Annotated in this window: 12 protein-coding genes; 9 read left to right on the forward strand and 3 right to left on the reverse strand. The window is 44.7% G+C overall.

Features of this window, described 5'->3' with window-relative positions:
* Positions 1-24: 24 nt before the first annotated feature.
* The 7 genes from rpsT (at position 25) to A4S05_RS20845 (ending at position 14,207) form a co-directional block, all read left to right on the forward strand.
* Positions 25-321: a 30S ribosomal protein S20 gene (gene rpsT / locus A4S05_RS20810; protein ID WP_069071708.1), complete on the forward strand. Its 297-nt coding sequence runs from the start codon at positions 25-27 to the stop codon at positions 319-321.
* A gap of 212 nt (positions 322-533) precedes the next feature.
* Complete coding sequence (locus A4S05_RS20815) at positions 534-1,331, forward strand: TatD family hydrolase (protein WP_069071709.1); 798 nt, start codon at positions 534-536, stop codon at positions 1,329-1,331.
* Positions 1,332-2,114: 783 nt separating this feature from the next.
* Entirely contained in the window at positions 2,115-5,414 is a 3,300-nt protein-coding gene (gene rpoB, locus A4S05_RS20825; RefSeq protein ID WP_069071711.1) for a DNA-directed RNA polymerase subunit beta, read from the forward strand.
* A gap of 123 nt (positions 5,415-5,537) precedes the next feature.
* Positions 5,538-7,415, forward strand: a complete 1,878-nt coding sequence (locus tag A4S05_RS20830) for a DNA-directed RNA polymerase subunit gamma (RefSeq protein WP_069071712.1) — start codon at positions 5,538-5,540, stop codon at positions 7,413-7,415.
* 104 nt (positions 7,416-7,519) lie between these two features.
* Positions 7,520-11,566, forward strand: a complete 4,047-nt coding sequence (locus tag A4S05_RS20835; protein WP_069071713.1) for a DNA-directed RNA polymerase subunit beta'' — start codon at positions 7,520-7,522, stop codon at positions 11,564-11,566.
* Positions 11,567-11,988: 422 nt separating this feature from the next.
* Complete coding sequence (locus tag A4S05_RS20840; protein WP_069071714.1) at positions 11,989-12,777, forward strand: class I SAM-dependent methyltransferase; 789 nt, start codon at positions 11,989-11,991, stop codon at positions 12,775-12,777.
* A gap of 95 nt (positions 12,778-12,872) precedes the next feature.
* Positions 12,873-14,207, forward strand: a complete 1,335-nt coding sequence (locus tag A4S05_RS20845) for a hypothetical protein (RefSeq protein ID WP_069071715.1) — start codon at positions 12,873-12,875, stop codon at positions 14,205-14,207.
* 150 nt (positions 14,208-14,357) lie between these two features.
* Here the strand turns inward: A4S05_RS20845 and A4S05_RS20850 are convergent, their stop codons facing one another.
* The 3 genes from A4S05_RS20850 to A4S05_RS20860 all read right to left on the reverse strand — a co-directional run bounded on the left by A4S05_RS20850 (position 14,358) and on the right by A4S05_RS20860 (position 16,955).
* Positions 14,358-14,795, reverse strand: a complete 438-nt coding sequence (locus A4S05_RS20850; RefSeq protein WP_069071716.1) for a response regulator — start codon at positions 14,793-14,795, stop codon at positions 14,358-14,360.
* A gap of 230 nt (positions 14,796-15,025) precedes the next feature.
* Entirely contained in the window at positions 15,026-16,402 is a 1,377-nt protein-coding gene (locus A4S05_RS20855) for a DUF3370 domain-containing protein (protein WP_069071717.1), read from the reverse strand.
* A 31-nt stretch (positions 16,403-16,433) separates the two neighbouring features.
* Positions 16,434-16,955, reverse strand: a complete 522-nt coding sequence (locus A4S05_RS20860; RefSeq protein WP_069071718.1) for a pyroglutamyl-peptidase I family protein — start codon at positions 16,953-16,955, stop codon at positions 16,434-16,436.
* Between the two features lie 58 nt (positions 16,956-17,013).
* Here A4S05_RS20860 and hisH point away from each other — a divergent pair, with 58 nt between their 5' ends.
* Together hisH and rsmD are read left to right on the forward strand one after the other, a co-directional pair.
* Complete coding sequence (gene hisH / locus A4S05_RS20865) at positions 17,014-17,649, forward strand: imidazole glycerol phosphate synthase subunit HisH (protein WP_069071719.1); 636 nt, start codon at positions 17,014-17,016, stop codon at positions 17,647-17,649.
* Between the two features lie 84 nt (positions 17,650-17,733).
* On the forward strand, positions 17,734-18,279 hold the full coding sequence (rsmD, locus tag A4S05_RS20870; RefSeq protein ID WP_069071720.1) for a 16S rRNA (guanine(966)-N(2))-methyltransferase RsmD: 546 nt from the start codon (positions 17,734-17,736) through the stop codon (positions 18,277-18,279).
* The last annotated feature ends 122 nt before the right edge of the window (positions 18,280-18,401 follow it).

Below are 18,401 nucleotides of genomic sequence, written 5' to 3' on the forward strand. Positions count from 1 at the left end.
TTAATAGTATTTTTGGAATTGACTGTGGCGAATACAAAGTCTGCTCTCAAGCGTGCCGAAATCGCAGAACGTAACCGACTGCGTAATAAAGCTTACAAATCAGCAGTCAAGACGCTGATGAAGAAATACTTTAATGCTGTAGCTGCCTGTACAGCTAATCCTACCCCAGAATTAAAACAAGAAGCACAGGCTCGCTTATCCGAAGCTTACGGCAAAATCGATAAAGCAATCAAACGGGGTGTCCTTCACCCCAATAATGGGGCAAGGAAAAAGTCAAGATTGGCTCACAAATTAAAACCCCTCATACAAACAGCTGAGTAGTCATTGGTCATTTGTCCTTTGTCATTAGTCACAAAACAAAAACAGAAGTCTGAGCGCCGACTGTCAACGATAGCGTAGCTTTACCGAGTCCCCTTACCCTTAATGGGAAGCAAGCTATTTGCAGCGTTCCGTCGGTATCGTCTGCCTCCATGCCCAACAGGGTACAAAACTCCGGAAACAAATGACGAAGGACAAACAACAAAGGACAAAAGATGCAACTGATAGACACACACGTACATCTCAACTTTGATAGTTTCCAGCCGGATTTAGCAACAGTGCGATCGCGGTGGCAAGAAGCAGGTGTAGTGCGTTTAGTACATTCCTGTGTTCACCCAGAGGAGTTTTCCAGTATTCAATCCATAGCCCAAGAGTTTCCCGAAATCAGCTTTGCTGTTGGATTACATCCTTTAGATGCTGATAAGTGGAATAGCGAGACAGCCGAGAAAATCAAAACTTTAGCTAGTTCTGACTCGAATGTAGTGGCCATTGGAGAAATGGGGCTGGATTTTTACAAAGCTGATAACTACGAGCAACAGTACATGGTGTTCGAGTCACAGTTGGCGATCGCATCTGAACTCAACTTACCAGTGATTATTCACTGCCGCGATGCTGCTGTGGCAACCAGAGAAGTGTTGCAAAAATGGCGAAAACTCAAAGGAGAAAGAGTGCGGGGTGTCATGCATTGTTGGGGAGGAACACCAGAAGAAACTCAGTGGTTTCTGGATTTGGGCTTTTACATCAGCTTTAGCGGAACGGTAACGTTCAAAAACGCCAAAGCGATCCAATCCTCAGCTGTGATGGTGAATAGCGATCGCCTACTGATTGAAACAGACTGTCCTTTCCTATCCCCAGTTCCGAAACGGGGTGAGAGACGCAACGAACCTGCTTACGTGCTTTATGTAGCCGAGCAAGTAGCTAAACTGCGTCAGGAAACGGTAGAGGCGATCGCCCATCAAACCACCCAAAATGCCTGTGAATTATTTGGTTTGTCAATATCAGGTGTGCCCTAGTATATTTTGTTAAGTTGTGCTAAAAAAATATAACTCTAGGGGGACAAAAATATGCTAATATTATTCCCTCAAAAACATTTTGCTTGCGCCATAATGATAAAGGAAGGAACCTAAAACTTTTCGTCTGAATTTTCCGTGCTGTTATGGCTTGGCCATCCTCCCAATCTCTACAAGCGGATGCTCTCCACACATGACTAACCGTGCCAATCCAAATTGAGCTAGACTTTTGCACAACATCGGCTTGGTGTGTATTGAACCTATTGAAAATCGTTAAACAAAATTGCCTTGTGAGTACAATTCAGCAAAATAAAGTGATTCTGATTCAAAACCGACAAGGTACGGATCATCCCCTCAGTCTTAGGATATCTAGGATATCACTGAGAGTATAAACAGCGGGGTGGACTGAAGACACACCGGATGGAGCTGCGTCAGCAAATTAACGCGCTTTTTGGAGGGGAAGTGAGGAAAGTAGATCAAACTCAGGAATATCTCAGCATATTCTTTTTGAAATGGGGATTGGGGATGAGGTGTGGGGTGCAGAGTGGAAAGACTTTCAGCAACTTCTTTCCTGCTCCTCTGCTCCCACATTTCCTATTTAAGAGCGATTACTCCATTGTCAAAATGCTCATTCCAGCCAGCTTTAATCGCTGCGTTTGTCCACACCTGTAAACAACAAGTGTGTAATAAAAAGTTCCCAAACAGCTAAGGACACTGGCTAGCAGTGGGAAGCGTTAAAGAGCAGTGTCCAAGGGAAAAGTTAACCAGGTTGACAAAGGTAGAGGCATGACTAAAGAAACATATATGGAACCCGCCTTTCTATTGCCCGACTTGATTGAAATCCAGCGGTCAAGCTTTCGCTGGTTTTTGGAAGAAGGGCTGATAGAAGAACTTAACTCCTTTAGTCCTATTACAGATTATACGGGCAAATTAGAACTGCACTTTTTAGGTCATAACTACAAACTCAAAGAACCAAAGTACAGCGTTGAAGAAGCCAAACGGCGGGATAGCACCTATGCCGTCCAAATGTATGTTCCCACACGGTTGATTAATAAGGAAACCGGGGAAATCAAAGAGCAAGAGGTATTCATTGGTGATTTGCCCTTGATGACCGATCGCGGGACGTTTATTATTAACGGAGCCGAGCGGGTAATTGTCAATCAAATAGTGCGATCGCCAGGGGTTTATTACAAATCAGAAATCGACAAAAACGGGCGACGTACTTATTCAGCTAGCTTAATTCCTAACCGGGGAGCATGGCTGAAATTTGAAACAGACCGTAACGATTTAGTTTGGGTACGCATCGACAAAACCCGCAAACTATCAGCGCAGGTACTTCTAAAAGCTTTAGGGTTATCAGACAACGAAATATTCGATGCCTTACGCCACCCCGAATATTTCCAAAAAACCATCGAAAAAGAAGGGCAGTTTTCTGAAGAAGAAGCCCTGATGGAGTTATATCGGAAACTGCGTCCTGGTGAACCACCCACAGTATTAGGTGGACAACAACTTCTAGATTCTCGTTTCTTTGACCCAAAACGTTATGACCTTGGTCGCGTCGGACGGTACAAGCTCAACAAGAAATTGCGCCTTTCTGTTCCCGACACGATGCGCGTGTTGACTGCTGGCGATATCTTGGCAGCCGTAGATTACCTGATCAATCTAGAATATGACATCGGTAATATCGATGACATTGACCACTTAGGCAACCGTCGGGTGAGAAGCGTCGGGGAATTGCTGCAAAACCAAGTGCGGGTCGGTTTAAACCGCTTAGAGAGAATCATTCGGGAACGGATGACTGTATCCGATGCTGAAGTCCTAACTCCTGCTTCCTTGGTGAACCCTAAACCATTGGTAGCAGCAATTAAAGAATTCTTTGGTTCCAGCCAATTAAGTCAGTTCATGGATCAAACCAATCCTCTCGCAGAACTGACCCACAAACGCCGTCTGAGCGCCCTTGGTCCTGGTGGTTTAACTCGTGAACGCGCCGGTTTTGCGGTGCGGGATATTCACCCTAGTCACTATGGACGTATTTGCCCCATTGAGACACCAGAAGGCCCCAACGCCGGATTGATTGGCTCCTTAGCAACCCATGCGCGGGTTAACCTGTACGGCTTCCTAGAAACACCATTTAGACCTGTAGAAAATGGGCGAGTCAGATTTGATCTGCCTCCAGCCTACATGACAGCCGATGAAGAAGACGATCTGCGGGTTGCTCCGGGAGATATTCCTGTAGATGAAACCGGGCACATTATTGGGCCATTAGTGCCAGTCCGTTATCGTCAAGAATTTTCTACCACAACACCAGAGCAGGTGGACTACGTAGCAGTATCTCCTGTACAGATTGTATCGGTAGCAACCAGCATGATTCCCTTCTTGGAGCATGATGACGCTAACCGAGCGCTGATGGGATCGAACATGCAACGGCAAGCAGTACCCCTGCTCAAACCAGAGCGACCGCTGGTGGGTACTGGTTTGGAAGCGCAAGGAGCAAGAGACTCTGGGATGGTAATTGTATCGCGTACTGATGGCGATGTCACTTATGTGGATGCCACAGAAATTCGCGTCCGCCCCAAACCTAACACCTCCGAGATTAGATATACCCTTTCCAAGTACCAACGCTCAAACCAAGACACCTGTTTAAATCAGAAACCTCTCGTCCGCATTGGTGAGCGAGTTGTTGCTGGTCAGGTATTGGCTGATGGTTCCTCCACCGAAGGCGGTGAATTGGCACTGGGACAAAATATCGTGGTTGCCTATATGCCTTGGGAAGGCTACAACTACGAAGATGCGATTTTAATCTCTGAAAGACTGGTACAAGATGATGTCTACACCTCAATTCACATTGAAAAATATGAAATTGAAGCTAGACAGACCAAACTGGGGCCAGAAGAAATCACCAGAGAAATTCCCAACGTCGGGGAAGATGCCTTACGTCAGTTGGATGAACAGGGAATCATTCGCATTGGGGCATGGGTAGAAGCTGGAGATATCTTAGTAGGAAAAGTCACACCAAAAGGTGAATCTGACCAACCGCCAGAAGAAAAATTGTTGCGGGCCATTTTCGGTGAAAAAGCACGGGATGTGCGGGACAATTCCCTGCGAGTACCAAACGGTGAAAAAGGTCGCGTAGTTGATGTGCGCTTGTTTACTCGTGAACAAGGCGATGAACTGCCACCAGGAGCCAATATGGTAGTCCGGGTGTATGTTGCTCAAAAACGCAAAATCCAAGTTGGCGACAAAATGGCAGGACGCCACGGTAATAAAGGGATTATTTCTCGGATATTACCGGCGGAAGATATGCCTTATTTGCCCGATGGTTCACCAGTGGACATTGTACTTAACCCCTTGGGCGTACCCAGTCGGATGAACGTCGGACAAGTATTTGAGTGCCTGTTGGGTTGGGCTGGTCAAACCTTGGGAGTCCGATTTAAGATTACTCCCTTTGATGAAATGTACGGTGAAGAGACATCCCGCCGAATCGTGCATGGCAAATTGCAAGAAGCACGGGACGAAACAGGGAAAGACTGGGTATATAACCCAGATAACCCAGGCAAAATCATGGTGTATGACGGTCGGACAGGTGAACCCTTTGACCGAGCAATTACCATCGGTGTGGCTTACATGCTGAAACTGGTGCATTTGGTAGATGATAAGATCCACGCCCGTTCCACAGGCCCATACTCACTGGTGACTCAGCAACCCTTGGGTGGTAAAGCACAACAAGGTGGTCAGCGGTTTGGAGAAATGGAAGTGTGGGCATTGGAAGCCTTTGGTGCGGCTTACACCTTACAGGAATTGCTCACAGTTAAATCTGACGATATGCAAGGACGGAATGAAGCGTTAAATGCGATCGTTAAAGGTAAGGCAATTCCTCGTCCTGGAACTCCAGAATCCTTTAAAGTGCTAATGCGCGAGTTGCAATCATTGGGGTTAGATATTGCTGTACACAAGGTAGAAACCCAAACGGACGGCAGTTCCCTAGATGTGGAAGTCGATTTGATGGCAGACCAATCAGCCCGTCGCACACCTCCTCGACCAACTTACGAATCTCTTTCCCGCGAATCGCTGGAAGACGACGAATAATTCGTAATTGATAATTCGTAATTCGTAATTGAAGAATTAATTACGAATTACGAATTAAAAATTGTTAATTACGAATTAGAAATTGTTAATTACGAATTACGAATTACGAATTACGAATTAAGTATGAGACCTGCCCAAACTAATCAGTTTGACTACGTAAAAATCGGCTTGGCTTCCCCTGAACGCATTCGCCAGTGGGGCGAGAGAACATTGCCCAATGGTCAAGTAGTCGGTGAAGTTACCAAGCCAGAAACAATTAACTACCGAACTCTCAAGCCAGAGATGGATGGCTTGTTTTGTGAGCGCATCTTTGGCCCAGCGAAAGATTGGGAATGTCATTGTGGCAAGTATAAGAGAGTTCGTCACAGAGGTATTGTTTGTGAGCGCTGTGGTGTAGAAGTCACCGAGTCACGGGTGCGTCGTCACCGCATGGGCTATATTAAACTCGCCGCACCAGTAGCTCACGTTTGGTATCTCAAGGGTATTCCTAGCTATATTTCCATCCTGTTGGATATGCCCTTGCGGGATGTCGAGCAGATTGTCTATTTCAACTCTTATGTTGTCCTGAGTCCAGGTAATGCCGAAACTTTAACTTACAAACAACTACTGAGTGAAGACCAGTGGTTGGAAATAGAAGACCAAATTTATAGCGAAGATTCTGTGCTGCAAGGCGTAGAGGTAGGTATTGGGGCTGAAGCGCTGTTGCGTTTGCTTGCCGATATCAATTTGGAACAAGAAGCCGAAAGCCTACGCGAAGAAATTGGCAACGCCAAGGGACAAAAGAGAGCCAAGCTAATTAAGCGACTACGGGTGATTGACAACTTCATCGCTACTGGTTCTAAACCAGAGTGGATGGTAATGGCAGTTATTCCCGTAATTCCGCCCGACTTGCGGCCAATGGTGCAACTAGATGGCGGACGGTTTGCTACTAGCGATTTGAATGATTTGTATCGGCGGGTAATTAACCGGAACAATCGTTTGGCACGCTTGCAAGAAATTTTGGCACCAGAGATTATTGTGCGGAACGAAAAGCGGATGCTGCAAGAAGCAGTGGACGCTTTGATTGACAATGGTCGTCGGGGACGCACTGTGGTAGGGGCAAATAACCGACCCCTGAAATCTTTGTCCGACATTATTGAGGGTAAGCAAGGACGTTTCCGACAAAACTTGTTAGGTAAACGAGTTGACTACTCTGGACGTTCGGTAATTGTGGTCGGGCCAAAGCTGAAAATTCACCAGTGCGGTTTGCCTAGAGAAATGGCGATTGAACTATTTCAACCATTTGTGATTAACCGCCTGATTCGTAGCGGTATGGTGAATAACATCAAAGCTGCAAAAAAGCTGATATCCCGCAATGATCCCAGTGTTTGGGATGTGTTGGAAGAGGTGATTGAAGGACACCCTGTAATGCTAAACCGGGCACCAACTTTGCACCGTTTGGGTATTCAGTCTTTTGAACCAATTTTGGTAGAAGGTAGAGCGATTCAATTGCATCCTCTAGTTTGTCCGGCGTTTAACGCCGACTTTGACGGCGACCAAATGGCGGTACACGTCCCTCTATCGTTAGAAAGTCAGGCTGAAGCGCGGTTGTTGATGTTGGCTTCTAACAATATTTTGTCACCAGCCACAGGTAAACCCATCATCACGCCCAGTCAAGATATGGTGTTGGGAGCCTATTATTTAACAGCAGAAAATCCTGGTGCAACTAAAGGGGCAGGAAATTACTATTCCTCGTTGGAGGACGTAATTATGGCTTTCCAGCAAGATCAAATTGACTTGCACACCTATATTTACGTAAGGTTTGACGGTGAAATAGAATCAGACCAACCCGATACAGAACCGGTGAAAGTGACGGAAAACGAGGATGGTACTCGCACATTACTCTATAAGTTCCGTCGAGTCAGACAAGACGCTAAAGGCAATGTACTTTCACAGTATATATACACAACTCCTGGACGCGTTATTTACAACAATGCCATTCAGGAAGCGCTAGCAAGTTAGAGAATAGGGCATGGGGCATAGTGCATAGGGAACAATTACCAATGCCCAATGCCCAATGCCCAATGCCCAATGCCCAATGCCCAATGACTCAGGACTAATGATTAATGACTAACGAAAAAATGATTTTTCGCAATCGCGTAGTTAACAAAAGTCAACTGCAAAAATTAATTTCTTGGGCCTTTACGAATTATGGTACAGCGCGAACCGCAGTGATGGCGGACAAATTGAAAGATTTGGGATTTCGCTACGCTACCAAAGCCGGGGTTTCCATCAGTGTAGATGACTTGATGATACCACCAACTAAGCGATTGCTCTTAGAAGCAGCCGAGGAAGAAATTCGCGCTACTGAAACCCGTTATCAACGGGGAGAAATCACTGAAGTAGAACGCTTCCAAAAGGTAATCGATACTTGGAACGGTACTAGTGAAGCCTTGAAAGATGAAGTCGTCGTTCACTTCAAGAAGACTAATCCCCTGAACTCCGTATATATGATGGCATTTTCCGGGGCACGGGGTAACATCTCTCAAGTGCGGCAATTGGTGGGGATGCGGGGACTGATGGCAGATCCTCAAGGGGAAATTATCGATTTGCCGATCAAAACCAACTTCCGTGAAGGACTGACTGTAACGGAATATATTATTTCGTCTTACGGTGCCAGAAAAGGATTGGTGGATACTGCCTTGCGGACGGCTGACTCCGGTTATCTGACTCGCCGTTTGGTGGACGTATCCCAGGATGTGATTATTCGGGAATTTGACTGCGGCACCACTAGAGGTCTTAGCATTCGACCAATGACAGAAGGTGCCAAAACCCTGATTCCTCTGGCGACCCGCTTGATGGGACGAGTAATTGGCGAAGATGTGGTGCATCCGGTCACAAAAGAAGTGATTGCCGCCCGCAATTCCCCAATTTCTGAGGATTTGGCGAAGAAAATTGAAGAATCTGGGGTGGGAGAAGTTGTGGTGCGATCGCCACTAACTTGTGAAGCCGCACGTTCTGTCTGTCAACACTGCTACGGCTGGAGTTTGGCACACGCCAAGATGGTAGATTTGGGCGAAGCTGTGGGGATTATTGCCGCCCAAAGTATCGGCGAACCTGGTACTCAATTAACCATGCGGACATTCCACACAGGTGGGGTGTTCACTGGAGAAGTGGCGCAACAAGTTCGTTCTAAAATTGATGGGACTGTCAAACTTCCCCGCAAATTGAAGACCAGAACGTATCGTACCCGCCACGGGGAAGATGCACTCTATGTTGAAGCTAATGGCATCATGCTTTTGGAACCAACAAAAGTAGGTGATGTTACCCCAGATAACCAAGAGGTTCATCTTACCCAAGGTTCAACATTATATGTATTTGATGGAAATAAGGTAAAACAAGGTCAGTTATTGGCAGAGGTTGCCCTTGGTGGACGCACAACTCGGACTAATACAGAAAAAGCCGTTAAAGATGTTGCCTCCGACTTAGCTGGGGAAGTCCAATTTGCCGAAGTAGTTCCAGAACAAAAAACTGACCGTCAAGGTAATACCACAACCACAGCCGCACGCGGTGGCTTGATTTGGATTTTGTCTGGAGAAGTTTACAACTTGCCGCCTGGTGCAGAATTGGTGGTGAAAAATGGTGATGCGATCGCTTCTAATGGAGTTTTAGCAGAAACTAAATTAACTAGTTTGCACGGCGGTGTGGTGCGCTTGCCCGAAGCTACTCCAGGTAAGAGTACCAGAGAAATTGAGATTATCACCGCTTCTGTAGTCCTAGACCAGGCAACGGTGACAGTCCAAAGTTCCCAAGGTCGCAATAACTACTTAGTCTCCACTGGCAACAACCAAGTATTTAACCTCCGAGCTACACCGGGCACAAAAGTGCAAAATGGTCAAGTAGTAGCTGAGTTAATTGATGACCGCTATCGCACAACCACTGGTGGATTCCTGAAATTCGCGGGTGTTGAAGTCCAGAAAAAAGGTAAAGCCAAGCTGGGTTATGAAGTTGTGCAGGGTGGTACTCTGTTGTGGATTCCCGAAGAAAGCCACGAAGTTAATAAAGATATCTCCTTGCTGTTGGTGGAAGATGGTCAGTTTGTAGAAGCTGGCACTGAGGTAGTAAAAGATATCTTCTGTCAAAACAGCGGTGTGGTAGAAGTCACCCAGAAAAACGACATCCTGCGGGAAGTGGTGGTGAAGCCAGGGGAACTGCTGATGGTGGACGATCCAGAATCAGTTATCGGGCGAGATAACACCTTCATCCAACCAGGTGAGGAATTCCAAGGCAATGTTGCTACAGAATTGCGTTATATCCAGTATGTAGAAACACCAGAAGGGCCCGCCCTGTTGAGTCGTCCAGTAGTTGAATTTGCCGTACCGGATAATCCAGATGTGCCATCAACCACATCGGTAAGTCAAGAAACCGGGCGATCGATTCAGTTGCGAGCTGTGCAAAGACTACCTTACAAAGATTCAGAACGCGTCAAATCTGTTGAAGGTGTGGAACTGCTGCGAACCCAGCTTGTGCTGGAAATTGAGCAAGAAGGGGAACAAGACCACAATGCCTCACCTTTAGCAGCAGATATTGAATTGGTACAGGATACTGAAGACCCAGAAGTTCAACGTTTACAACTGGTAATTTTGGAATCCTTGGTAATTCGTCGAGACATTACCGCCGATGCTACTCAAGGTAGCACCCAGACAACACTTGAGGTACATGATGGGTTAACCATTGCCCCCGGTTCTGTGGTCGCACGTACCCAAATTTTGTGTAAAGAAGGTGGAGAAGTGCGGGGCGTTAAAAAAGGAACCGAAAACGTGCGTCGCTGTTTGGTGTTGCGCGACGCTGACAGGCTTCCCATTAATACTAGTACTCAGCCCAAGGTGAAAGTGGGTGACTTGCTAGTAGAAGGTACAGAAGTTGCTCCTGGAGTTTTTGCCCCAGAATCAGGGCAAGTAGTGGATATCAAGAGTGCCGCTGCTGCATCTGGTGGAGAGTCAGCTTTGAGTACTAAAAACTACGTTATTACTACCCGCATCGGTCGCCCTTATCGAGTCAGCCCTGGTGCTGTGTTGCAGATAGAAGACGGCGATTTAGTGCAACGGGGTGATAACTTGGTGTTGCTGGTGTTTGAACGCGCCAAAACCGGAGATATCATTCAAGGTTTGCCCCGGATTGAGGAACTACTTGAAGCTCGGAAACCGAAAGAAGCGTGCATTCTATGCCGACGGGGAGGAGAAGTTAAGGTAGTTTACGGCGATGGTGATGAAGCGATCGCCATCAAGGTCGTAGAATCAAATGGCGTGGTCACAGATTATCCTCTGGGCCCAGGACAAAATTTGATTGTCCCCGATGGATCTTATGTTTTGGCCGGACAACCCTTAACTGATGGCCCATCCAATCCCCACGAAATTTTGGAAATCTTCTTTAGCCTGGGTTCCGAAGACGGAATCTATGCTTGTGCCAGCATTGCCTTGCAGAAGGTACAGACATTCTTGGTGAATGAAGTGCAAATGGTGTATCAGTCTCAAGGGATTGATATTTCCGATAAACACATTGAAGTGATTGTTCGCCAGATGACCAACAAAGTGCGGATTGATGATGGTGGTGACACCACTATGCTTCCCGGCGAATTGGTGGAACTGCGCCAAGTTGAGCAGGTGAACGAAGCGATGGCAATTACAGGCGGTGCTAGGGCACAGTATACCCCAGTATTGTTGGGGATCACCAAAGCATCCTTGAACACCGACAGCTTTATTTCCGCCGCATCCTTCCAAGAGACAACACGGGTACTTACTGAAGCCGCCATCGAAGGCAAATCTGACTGGTTGCGCGGATTAAAGGAAAACGTGATTATCGGGCGATTGATTCCGGCTGGTACTGGTTACAATACCTATGAAGAACCAGGAGCGATCGATGATTATGCTGCTGAGATTAGCAGTAGTGTCTTAGATGAAGTTGATGATCCCTTGGATATGGTCTTAGATGACCGCACAGCTCGCACCTATAATTTAGATTCTCCGACTCTTGGGGAATCGGGTTTTGGCAGCAGACGTGCAGAAAGGTCAGTTCTAGATGACGAAGATGAATTAATCGCCGATGAAGTAGCAGACGACGACGATTACGAGGAAGAAGAGGAAGACGACGAAGATGATTTCGACGATGAATAGAGACTTGAAATTTCGTGTCTCTATTAAAAGGTAAAAGGTAATATCAAGTTTAGTACGTGGTTTATGACTGTCTTAACAGTAATAAACCACGTTTCATTAGGAGTCTGCTCGATTACTCGTAAAAAAACTATCTCATACCATTTCACAAAAATCTTGATACATATAGATTTTTTGTAGGGGTNNACGCGAAACCGCACGTCCGCCAGAGAATGAATTCTCTGGCGGGTTATGAAGCCCGCAGCGAAGCTATTTCTAGCTTAAGTTGACACCAATGAGCAGTGCTAAACCCCTACCCACGTATTTGTATCATTATTAAAGTGAAATGGTATCACTCCTTGACAAGGCCAGCAATCAATACTATTAAACTTATCTAAAGCTTGTAACTATTTAATAACACGAACTTTCAAAAAGCCAGTAATTCCATGCACAATCGCGAAAGGTTGGTTGATTTAAGACGCACTCATTTCCAGAAACGCTTACCTCTAAATCAGCAAGTTATTAACTTAGCAGGAAATATAGATACCCATGCTTTCTTAAGAAACCCAGCCTCTCACAACATTTTTCTTTATCTGACCGACTACGTAAAAGTTTTTTCTGAGTATTGGTTTAAGACAAGCTCAAATAAAATACGCGTTCTGGATTGGGGGTGTGGTAAAGGGCATATTTCTTTTCTAATGCGTGAAATGGATGTCCAAATAACCAGTTGTGATGTGCGCGGTACTGGTACTGGTGACTCAGCTTTTGGTCAGACTACACCCATTATAGAGAAAGCATCCCTAACGGTTGTTCCCCTAGAACATCCTTATTTACTTCCCTTCAGCGATGCAAGCTTTGATGTCATCTTAAGTTTTGGAGTCCTTGAACACGTTCCCAATGATCTTGCTTCTCTCGGTGAGATTCATCGAGTGTTAAAACCAGAAGGTCTTTTCTTTTGTTTTTTCCTTCCCTACTACTTTTCTTGGACTCAGCGTTTAGCTCATTTGTGGGGAGACTTTTATCACGACCGCTTGTATTCCAAAAAGATGGTGAAAGACCTCCTCAAGCAAACCAACTTTGAACTGCTTGACCTTTGGCATCGGCAACTTCTACCTAAAAATAGTGTTTCATACGCCAACTACCACGTTTTTGAATCTGTAGACCAATGGCTGAGTGAAAACACGCCCTTTAAATATATTGGAACTAACATTGAATTTGTTGCTTTTAAAAGTTAGGCTGCTTGTTTCGTGAGCATGAATCTAGCTATTGCTAGATACTGTAATTCTCTCAAACGCTATAATCTACATCTGTTGCACTGAGAGATTAACTTGTGGATGTCATATTAGAACGATCGCACCAATTAAAACAAGCCTTAGTTGATTTTGTCCTTGATGCTGAAGGCGAACTGGCACAAGCACTAGAAACTTATGCAGCAGCACAGTTGCGCCGTGGAAGTGGGGATAATACACAGCAGGACTTAACCATCGATAGCTTTCTGACAGCCGGGAAAGTCGGTGATAAGTCACCATTAGAGTTGTTTATCGAAAGCCATCCAGATTTAGAAGAAAGCGATCGCAGCCTGATTAACAGTTGGCATCATAGTTTTATTGGCTTATTTGCCATAACGAATATTCTACCTGATGGCTTTGAATTGACGAACTGGTTGACAGATAAACGCTATATCGTCAAGCCAAACAATACTCAAACATTACAGGCAATATCTCGGTTGAAAGTTGGAGAAATCTTGCTCACTCGCATTTCTCCCGTTACTGATAGCTACTGGATGTTATCTGGCCCCTACACAATAATGGGTAAATTAGGTAAACCAAAACTTGCTGTAGCAATTGGTAATTTCAAAGAAAACTATAAAAGTAATCTTTACAGCGATGCTCCAGACTTGCTAGAAGAAGCTTGGCAGTCAGTAGAAAAATATCATCAGCAGTTTGTGGACTTTTTTGGTACTGATGAAATCACACTATCTGGATACCATTTGAATAAAAAAATAGCGGAATTTCAAGAAGTAATTACTGAAAAAACCTTTGCAGCCGCAGGAATTGATACTTCTAAATCTCTGGCGGAAGTGGCAGAAGCAGCTGGCATTGGCGATGAGGAAATAAAAGCCGCAGCACAAGAGTTCGGCGCTGATTCCAACGTCGTCTCTGAGATGTTTAACAGCAAAAGCAGCAAGAGCAAAATGGTGATGCCAAAGGTTGATTTGCCTGCTGAACTCAAGAAAGCAGAACAGGTAACGGCTCTTTCTCATCCCCGTTGGGGACAAATGTTTTTACCAACATATAGTAAGGTACAAGCAATCTTATCGGCAGACGACTGGCAAAGTGTTCAAGGGGCGGAAAAACTAGTTCGCTACTACTTAGAAGATAAAAGTATTAATGCCTTTATTTGGCATCGATTAGCACAACAGTATCCAACTCAATTAGAAAATGTGTTGCAAACATTTTTGCAACGTCCAGAATTCAGGCTTGAAAGTGACTTGGATACACTTTTGCAAGAATTCCACAAACCTCTTGAGCCAGAGTTGCCAGACATTGCCAGTGTACCCATACATTTACATAACTTATTTCAGGAAGCTTTAGGAGAAGTTAATAAATCTAAGCCCAAGGGTAAGGGGCAACAAAAGCCAGCAAAGGGTTTTCAACGAGAATAACAAATATATCCAACATCTCACTCTACCCACTTAGGGTTATATGGTTTCCAAGGTAGAGCCTTTTGTTGGAGCGTACAGCTAGCTGTACGCTCCAAGAGCCTATTGGGTAAAATCAGTCTCAAAAATGAGATGAAAACGGGATAGTTAGATTTAAACATCGGTAGATAGCAAATGAGCAATCTCACCTACGATTTCTTCTGGACTCTCAAGCTTGACTAGAAATCGATCAAAACCAGCATTTAAAGCTTTATAGCTTGAGACTTCCCGTGTATAAGAAGTGATAGCGATCGCAGGTAACTGTCTTAGGGATGGGCAAGAATGCACTCGAATTTGCTCAATTAACCAATTTCCATCATGATCGGGTAACTTCACATTGCACAGCAGAATATCGGGATGAAGCGATTCGACCAAAACAAGGGCTTCTTCTGCATCGGTTAAAGCCATCACCTCTGCACCTGCTGCTTCCAAAATGAAGGTAAGTAAATCTGCAATATCTGGCTCATCTTCTACCAGTAAAATCGTGGTTCCAATAAGGTGCTGGAGCGAATTTAACTCAGTTTCTTGGTTAATTTTTTGATCGGTTGTCATGCCGTCCCTTTATTGCCTGCTATGGTCTGCTATTTATATTGCAACCCATAGAGCGGAATAAGTATTCATCCTAAATACACAAACTTGGGGTGAAAAGCACTTCTATGTAGTTAAATTTCTTAATATTTTGTCTATTTGGTGATGGCGTTTTTGTAGTACTCACGAACTTGACTAATATTTTTTGGTAATAGGTAATTGGAGAAAAGCTATTACCCATTACCCATGACTCATTATCGAGGTTCAGCCTGAGTTGACACTGTTAATACTTGCGGTGGTGTAGCATCCGGCGGATAGAGAAAGTCTACTTCTACCAAAGAGCGATCGCCTGGTTTCATCTTTAATAAAACTAACAGTTCCCCTGGTTGACCTCTCTTTTGCACTAAATGTACAAACTGAGTTTGTGGCTGATTTTGGTCATTTCTATAACGTACCCGCACTGTCCCTCGGAAGAATACTTGACGAGCTGGTGCACTAAAAAAGCGTAACCCTGGTTTGACTAACTGATCCTCCTTCAGTGGTGTTTGTATGGATACACTCACAGTTTGAGGACTTTGAGTATTGTTGTATAGCGGCAACTTGAGATTATATTGAATTCCATAGTTGCCATGAGCGCGATATGCGGTGTCAGGATAGCGCACCAGCATAGGCGCACTTTGAATTTGACCAGTTCCTAAGGTTCCGCCATGTAGGCTACTCAGAGCGTAAGAAAACGCTTGACCAGCCTGGGGAATAGTTAAGTATCTGGCTTTAGGATTATCTACTAACAAGGCTCTCCATCGTGAACCAGCAGATACTCCAGCAACACGCCCATAAATTCTTGGCTTACCCGTTTCTTCTAAGGGAGTGGGGATTTTATCGCGTGGCCCGGACACATCACTATTATTGAGTAAATTTTGCCACTCTTCTAAAGTAGGCGATCGCTCACTGCCATCAGGATTCTCCCGTGCAAACATGGCTAGACTAGCTGCATAGACAGTGCCATTACTTTGCAGTCGCATGAACGTAGACCGACCATTTAAGGGTGGTGTCAATCCCTGCACAGGAATTGGTAAATTTAGTAACATCTGACTTTGCCCAGATGGAATCTCAATTTGGGCAGGGAAAATCTCTTGTCGTTTTCCCCTAAGTACATCAGACATAACGCGATCGCCCGGCCCGGCAAAAATTTTACCTAAAAGATTTTGGCTAAAGGATGGTAATTGAATAAATGGTGCATCCGGTTGACTCAAATAACTCGCCGCTTGCCAAATATTTACCTTCACCGGTTCCGAACTAGGGTTATGCAAAATTATCCCTAGATAAAGAGAACGCAAATTCTCTGCTGGTTCAGCTTTAGCAACATGGTGAGCAAAAATATCAAATCGTCCTCGAAAGGCAAAATTCAGATGTGCCGTTGGTACTTTTTTGCCATCTGCTGGAAAAGTCGAGAGTAAAATTCCTTCTTTCAAAACCAATTCTGGACTATTGCTATTAAAGGTTGGCACTGTATCCAATTGACCTGTTAAAGGACGTACTTCTTGTGGTTGCACGACTTCTTCAGGTGGTGGCGTAGCAGGAGTTGATTGGGCAATTGGAAAAATTGGGAAAATTAGTAACAATGGCAACATATACTTAGATATTTCTTTCACCATACAGACATTAACAACTTGATGAAAGTGCCAGATTGTTAACAATTAATACGAAATCGGCAAGAATCCCCATCAAATTTTCTGGATTGAGAATTGGAACGTGAACAAATATACAACGTGCCGTGAGTTGATTTTGGCTTAAGTAGTCCAACACTGAATAGTAAAGACCCTCGCAAACAAATTTCCCACAGTCGTGGCTAATGTCAATTGCTACTGCTCCCGCCACTAATTTTTCTAAATCAACTTCTGTCTGCAAAACAATTTCTTTCCAGCTAGCAACTGCTTCCACACTTAATTTTGTACGGCTTGCTGCCTGGCCACAACAGATGATGTAATCAGGTTGGATTGCATTGATTTTTTCCATTACCTGAGTGCTGGCAAGTTGCACATCTACGGGTAACTGGCGTAAAAAAGTTAAGTCATGCTGTATCAGATCCAGTTTGGTAACTTCAAGTAATAAATCATCAGAAGAATTTGACAGTTGATCCTTTAGCCAAATATCAAAAGAAGTTAATAGAATTCTTTTCTTCATAACAAATATTATTTAGAATAGAAAAACCCTCCATAATAAATTTACAAGGAGCAGGTAAATGCCAGTAATTGCGGTCGTAGATTACGAGATGGGAAATTTGCACTCAGTCTGCAAAGGCTTGGAAAAAGCTGGGGCAACTCCTAAAGTTACTTATTCTTCAAAGGAACTAGAGCAAGCAGATGCTATAGTCCTACCGGGAGTGGGAGCATTTGATCCAGCAGTGCAACACCTGCGATCGCGTGGTTTAGAACAACCCATTAAAGATGCGATCGCATCTGGAAAACCTTTTTTGGGAATTTGTTTAGGATTGCAAATTCTCTTTGAATCAAGTGCCGAAGGTACTCAACCAGGACTGGGAATTATCAAAGGAAAAGTACGGCGGTTTCGCCCTGAACCAGACATCACTATTCCTCACATGGGTTGGAATCAATTGGAAGTGACTCAACCAAAAAGTATTTTGTGGGAGCATTTACCATCAGATCCTTGGGTGTATTTTGTCCATTCCTACTATGTTGACCCAATAGACCCGCTAATCCGTGCAGCAACCATCACTCACGGTACTCAAACCATCACAGCTGCGATCGCCCATGAAAACCTGATGGCAGTCCAATTTCACCCCGAAAAATCCTCTAATATCGGATTGCAAATCCTGTCTAATTTCGTTGCTCAAGTCCGCGAAAAAATTCCTGCCTAATATTCTTTTTGTCATTTGTTCTTTGTCCTTTGTCTAAAACTAATGACCAATGACCAATGACTAATGACCAATGACTAATAACCAATGAGCCTGAGAATTTACGGTAATCGGCAGCTAAAAACTTTACCAGGGAAAGAAACTAGACCCACTAGTGCGCGGGTAAGAGAGGCAGTCTTCAATATTTGGCAAGGAGAAATTGCAGGTTGTCGCTGGCTAGATTTGTGCGCCGGTAGTGGTTCAATGGGCGCAGAGGCTTTGTGTAGAGGAGCCAGCTTAGTAGTGGGAATTGAACAATCGAGCCGAGCCTGTGCCACCATCCAACAAAATTGGCAGCAGGTAGCTAATGCCGACCAGGAATTTCGGGTATCACGGGGAGATATTACCCAGCAGTTAAAGACTTTATCAGGCAAGCAATTTGACAGAATCTACTTTGATCCACCTTATGCCAGTGGATTGTACCAGCCAGTATTAGAAGCGATCGCTCACCATCAACTTTTAGCTCCTAGCGGCGAAATCGCAGTTGAACACGCCTCACAAGGTTGGACACCGCCAGAGATTCCCCTTTGGGAAATTTGCCGCCAGAAAGTTTACGGCAACACATCACTTACTTTCTACAAAATTGTGGAATGAGAGCAGAGGGAGAATATCAGAGAGCAAGGGGAGATGAGGCAGTAGAGGAAGCAAGTAAACAATAGACTTCTTGCAGAAGTGGTTAAAGGGGAAGGTGGGGCCCTTTCAAGGGTAGGGGTTTA

This window comes from Nostoc sp. KVJ20, assembly GCF_001712795.1.
Lineage (GTDB): Bacteria > Cyanobacteriota > Cyanobacteriia > Cyanobacteriales > Nostocaceae > Nostoc.

Excerpts from the sequence above, each read along its gene's own strand:
- A4S05_RS20815 (WP_069071709.1), top strand. The coding sequence starts at position 534 with ATGCAACTGATAGACACACACGTACATCTCAACTTTGATAGTTTCCAG.
- rpoB (WP_069071711.1), top strand. The coding sequence starts at position 2,115 with ATGACTAAAGAAACATATATGGAACCCGCCTTTCTATTGCCCGACTTG.
- A4S05_RS20830 (WP_069071712.1), top strand. The coding sequence starts at position 5,538 with ATGAGACCTGCCCAAACTAATCAGTTTGACTACGTAAAAATCGGCTTG.
- A4S05_RS20835 (WP_069071713.1), top strand. The coding sequence starts at position 7,520 with ATGACTAACGAAAAAATGATTTTTCGCAATCGCGTAGTTAACAAAAGT.
- A4S05_RS20840 (WP_069071714.1), top strand. The coding sequence starts at position 11,989 with ATGCACAATCGCGAAAGGTTGGTTGATTTAAGACGCACTCATTTCCAG.
- A4S05_RS20850 (WP_069071716.1), bottom strand. The coding sequence starts at position 14,795 with ATGACAACCGATCAAAAAATTAACCAAGAAACTGAGTTAAATTCGCTC.
- A4S05_RS20855 (WP_069071717.1), bottom strand. The coding sequence starts at position 16,402 with ATGTTGCCATTGTTACTAATTTTCCCAATTTTTCCAATTGCCCAATCA.
- A4S05_RS20860 (WP_069071718.1), bottom strand. The coding sequence starts at position 16,955 with ATGAAGAAAAGAATTCTATTAACTTCTTTTGATATTTGGCTAAAGGAT.
- hisH (WP_069071719.1), top strand. The coding sequence starts at position 17,014 with ATGCCAGTAATTGCGGTCGTAGATTACGAGATGGGAAATTTGCACTCA.
- rsmD (WP_069071720.1), top strand. The coding sequence starts at position 17,734 with ATGAGCCTGAGAATTTACGGTAATCGGCAGCTAAAAACTTTACCAGGG.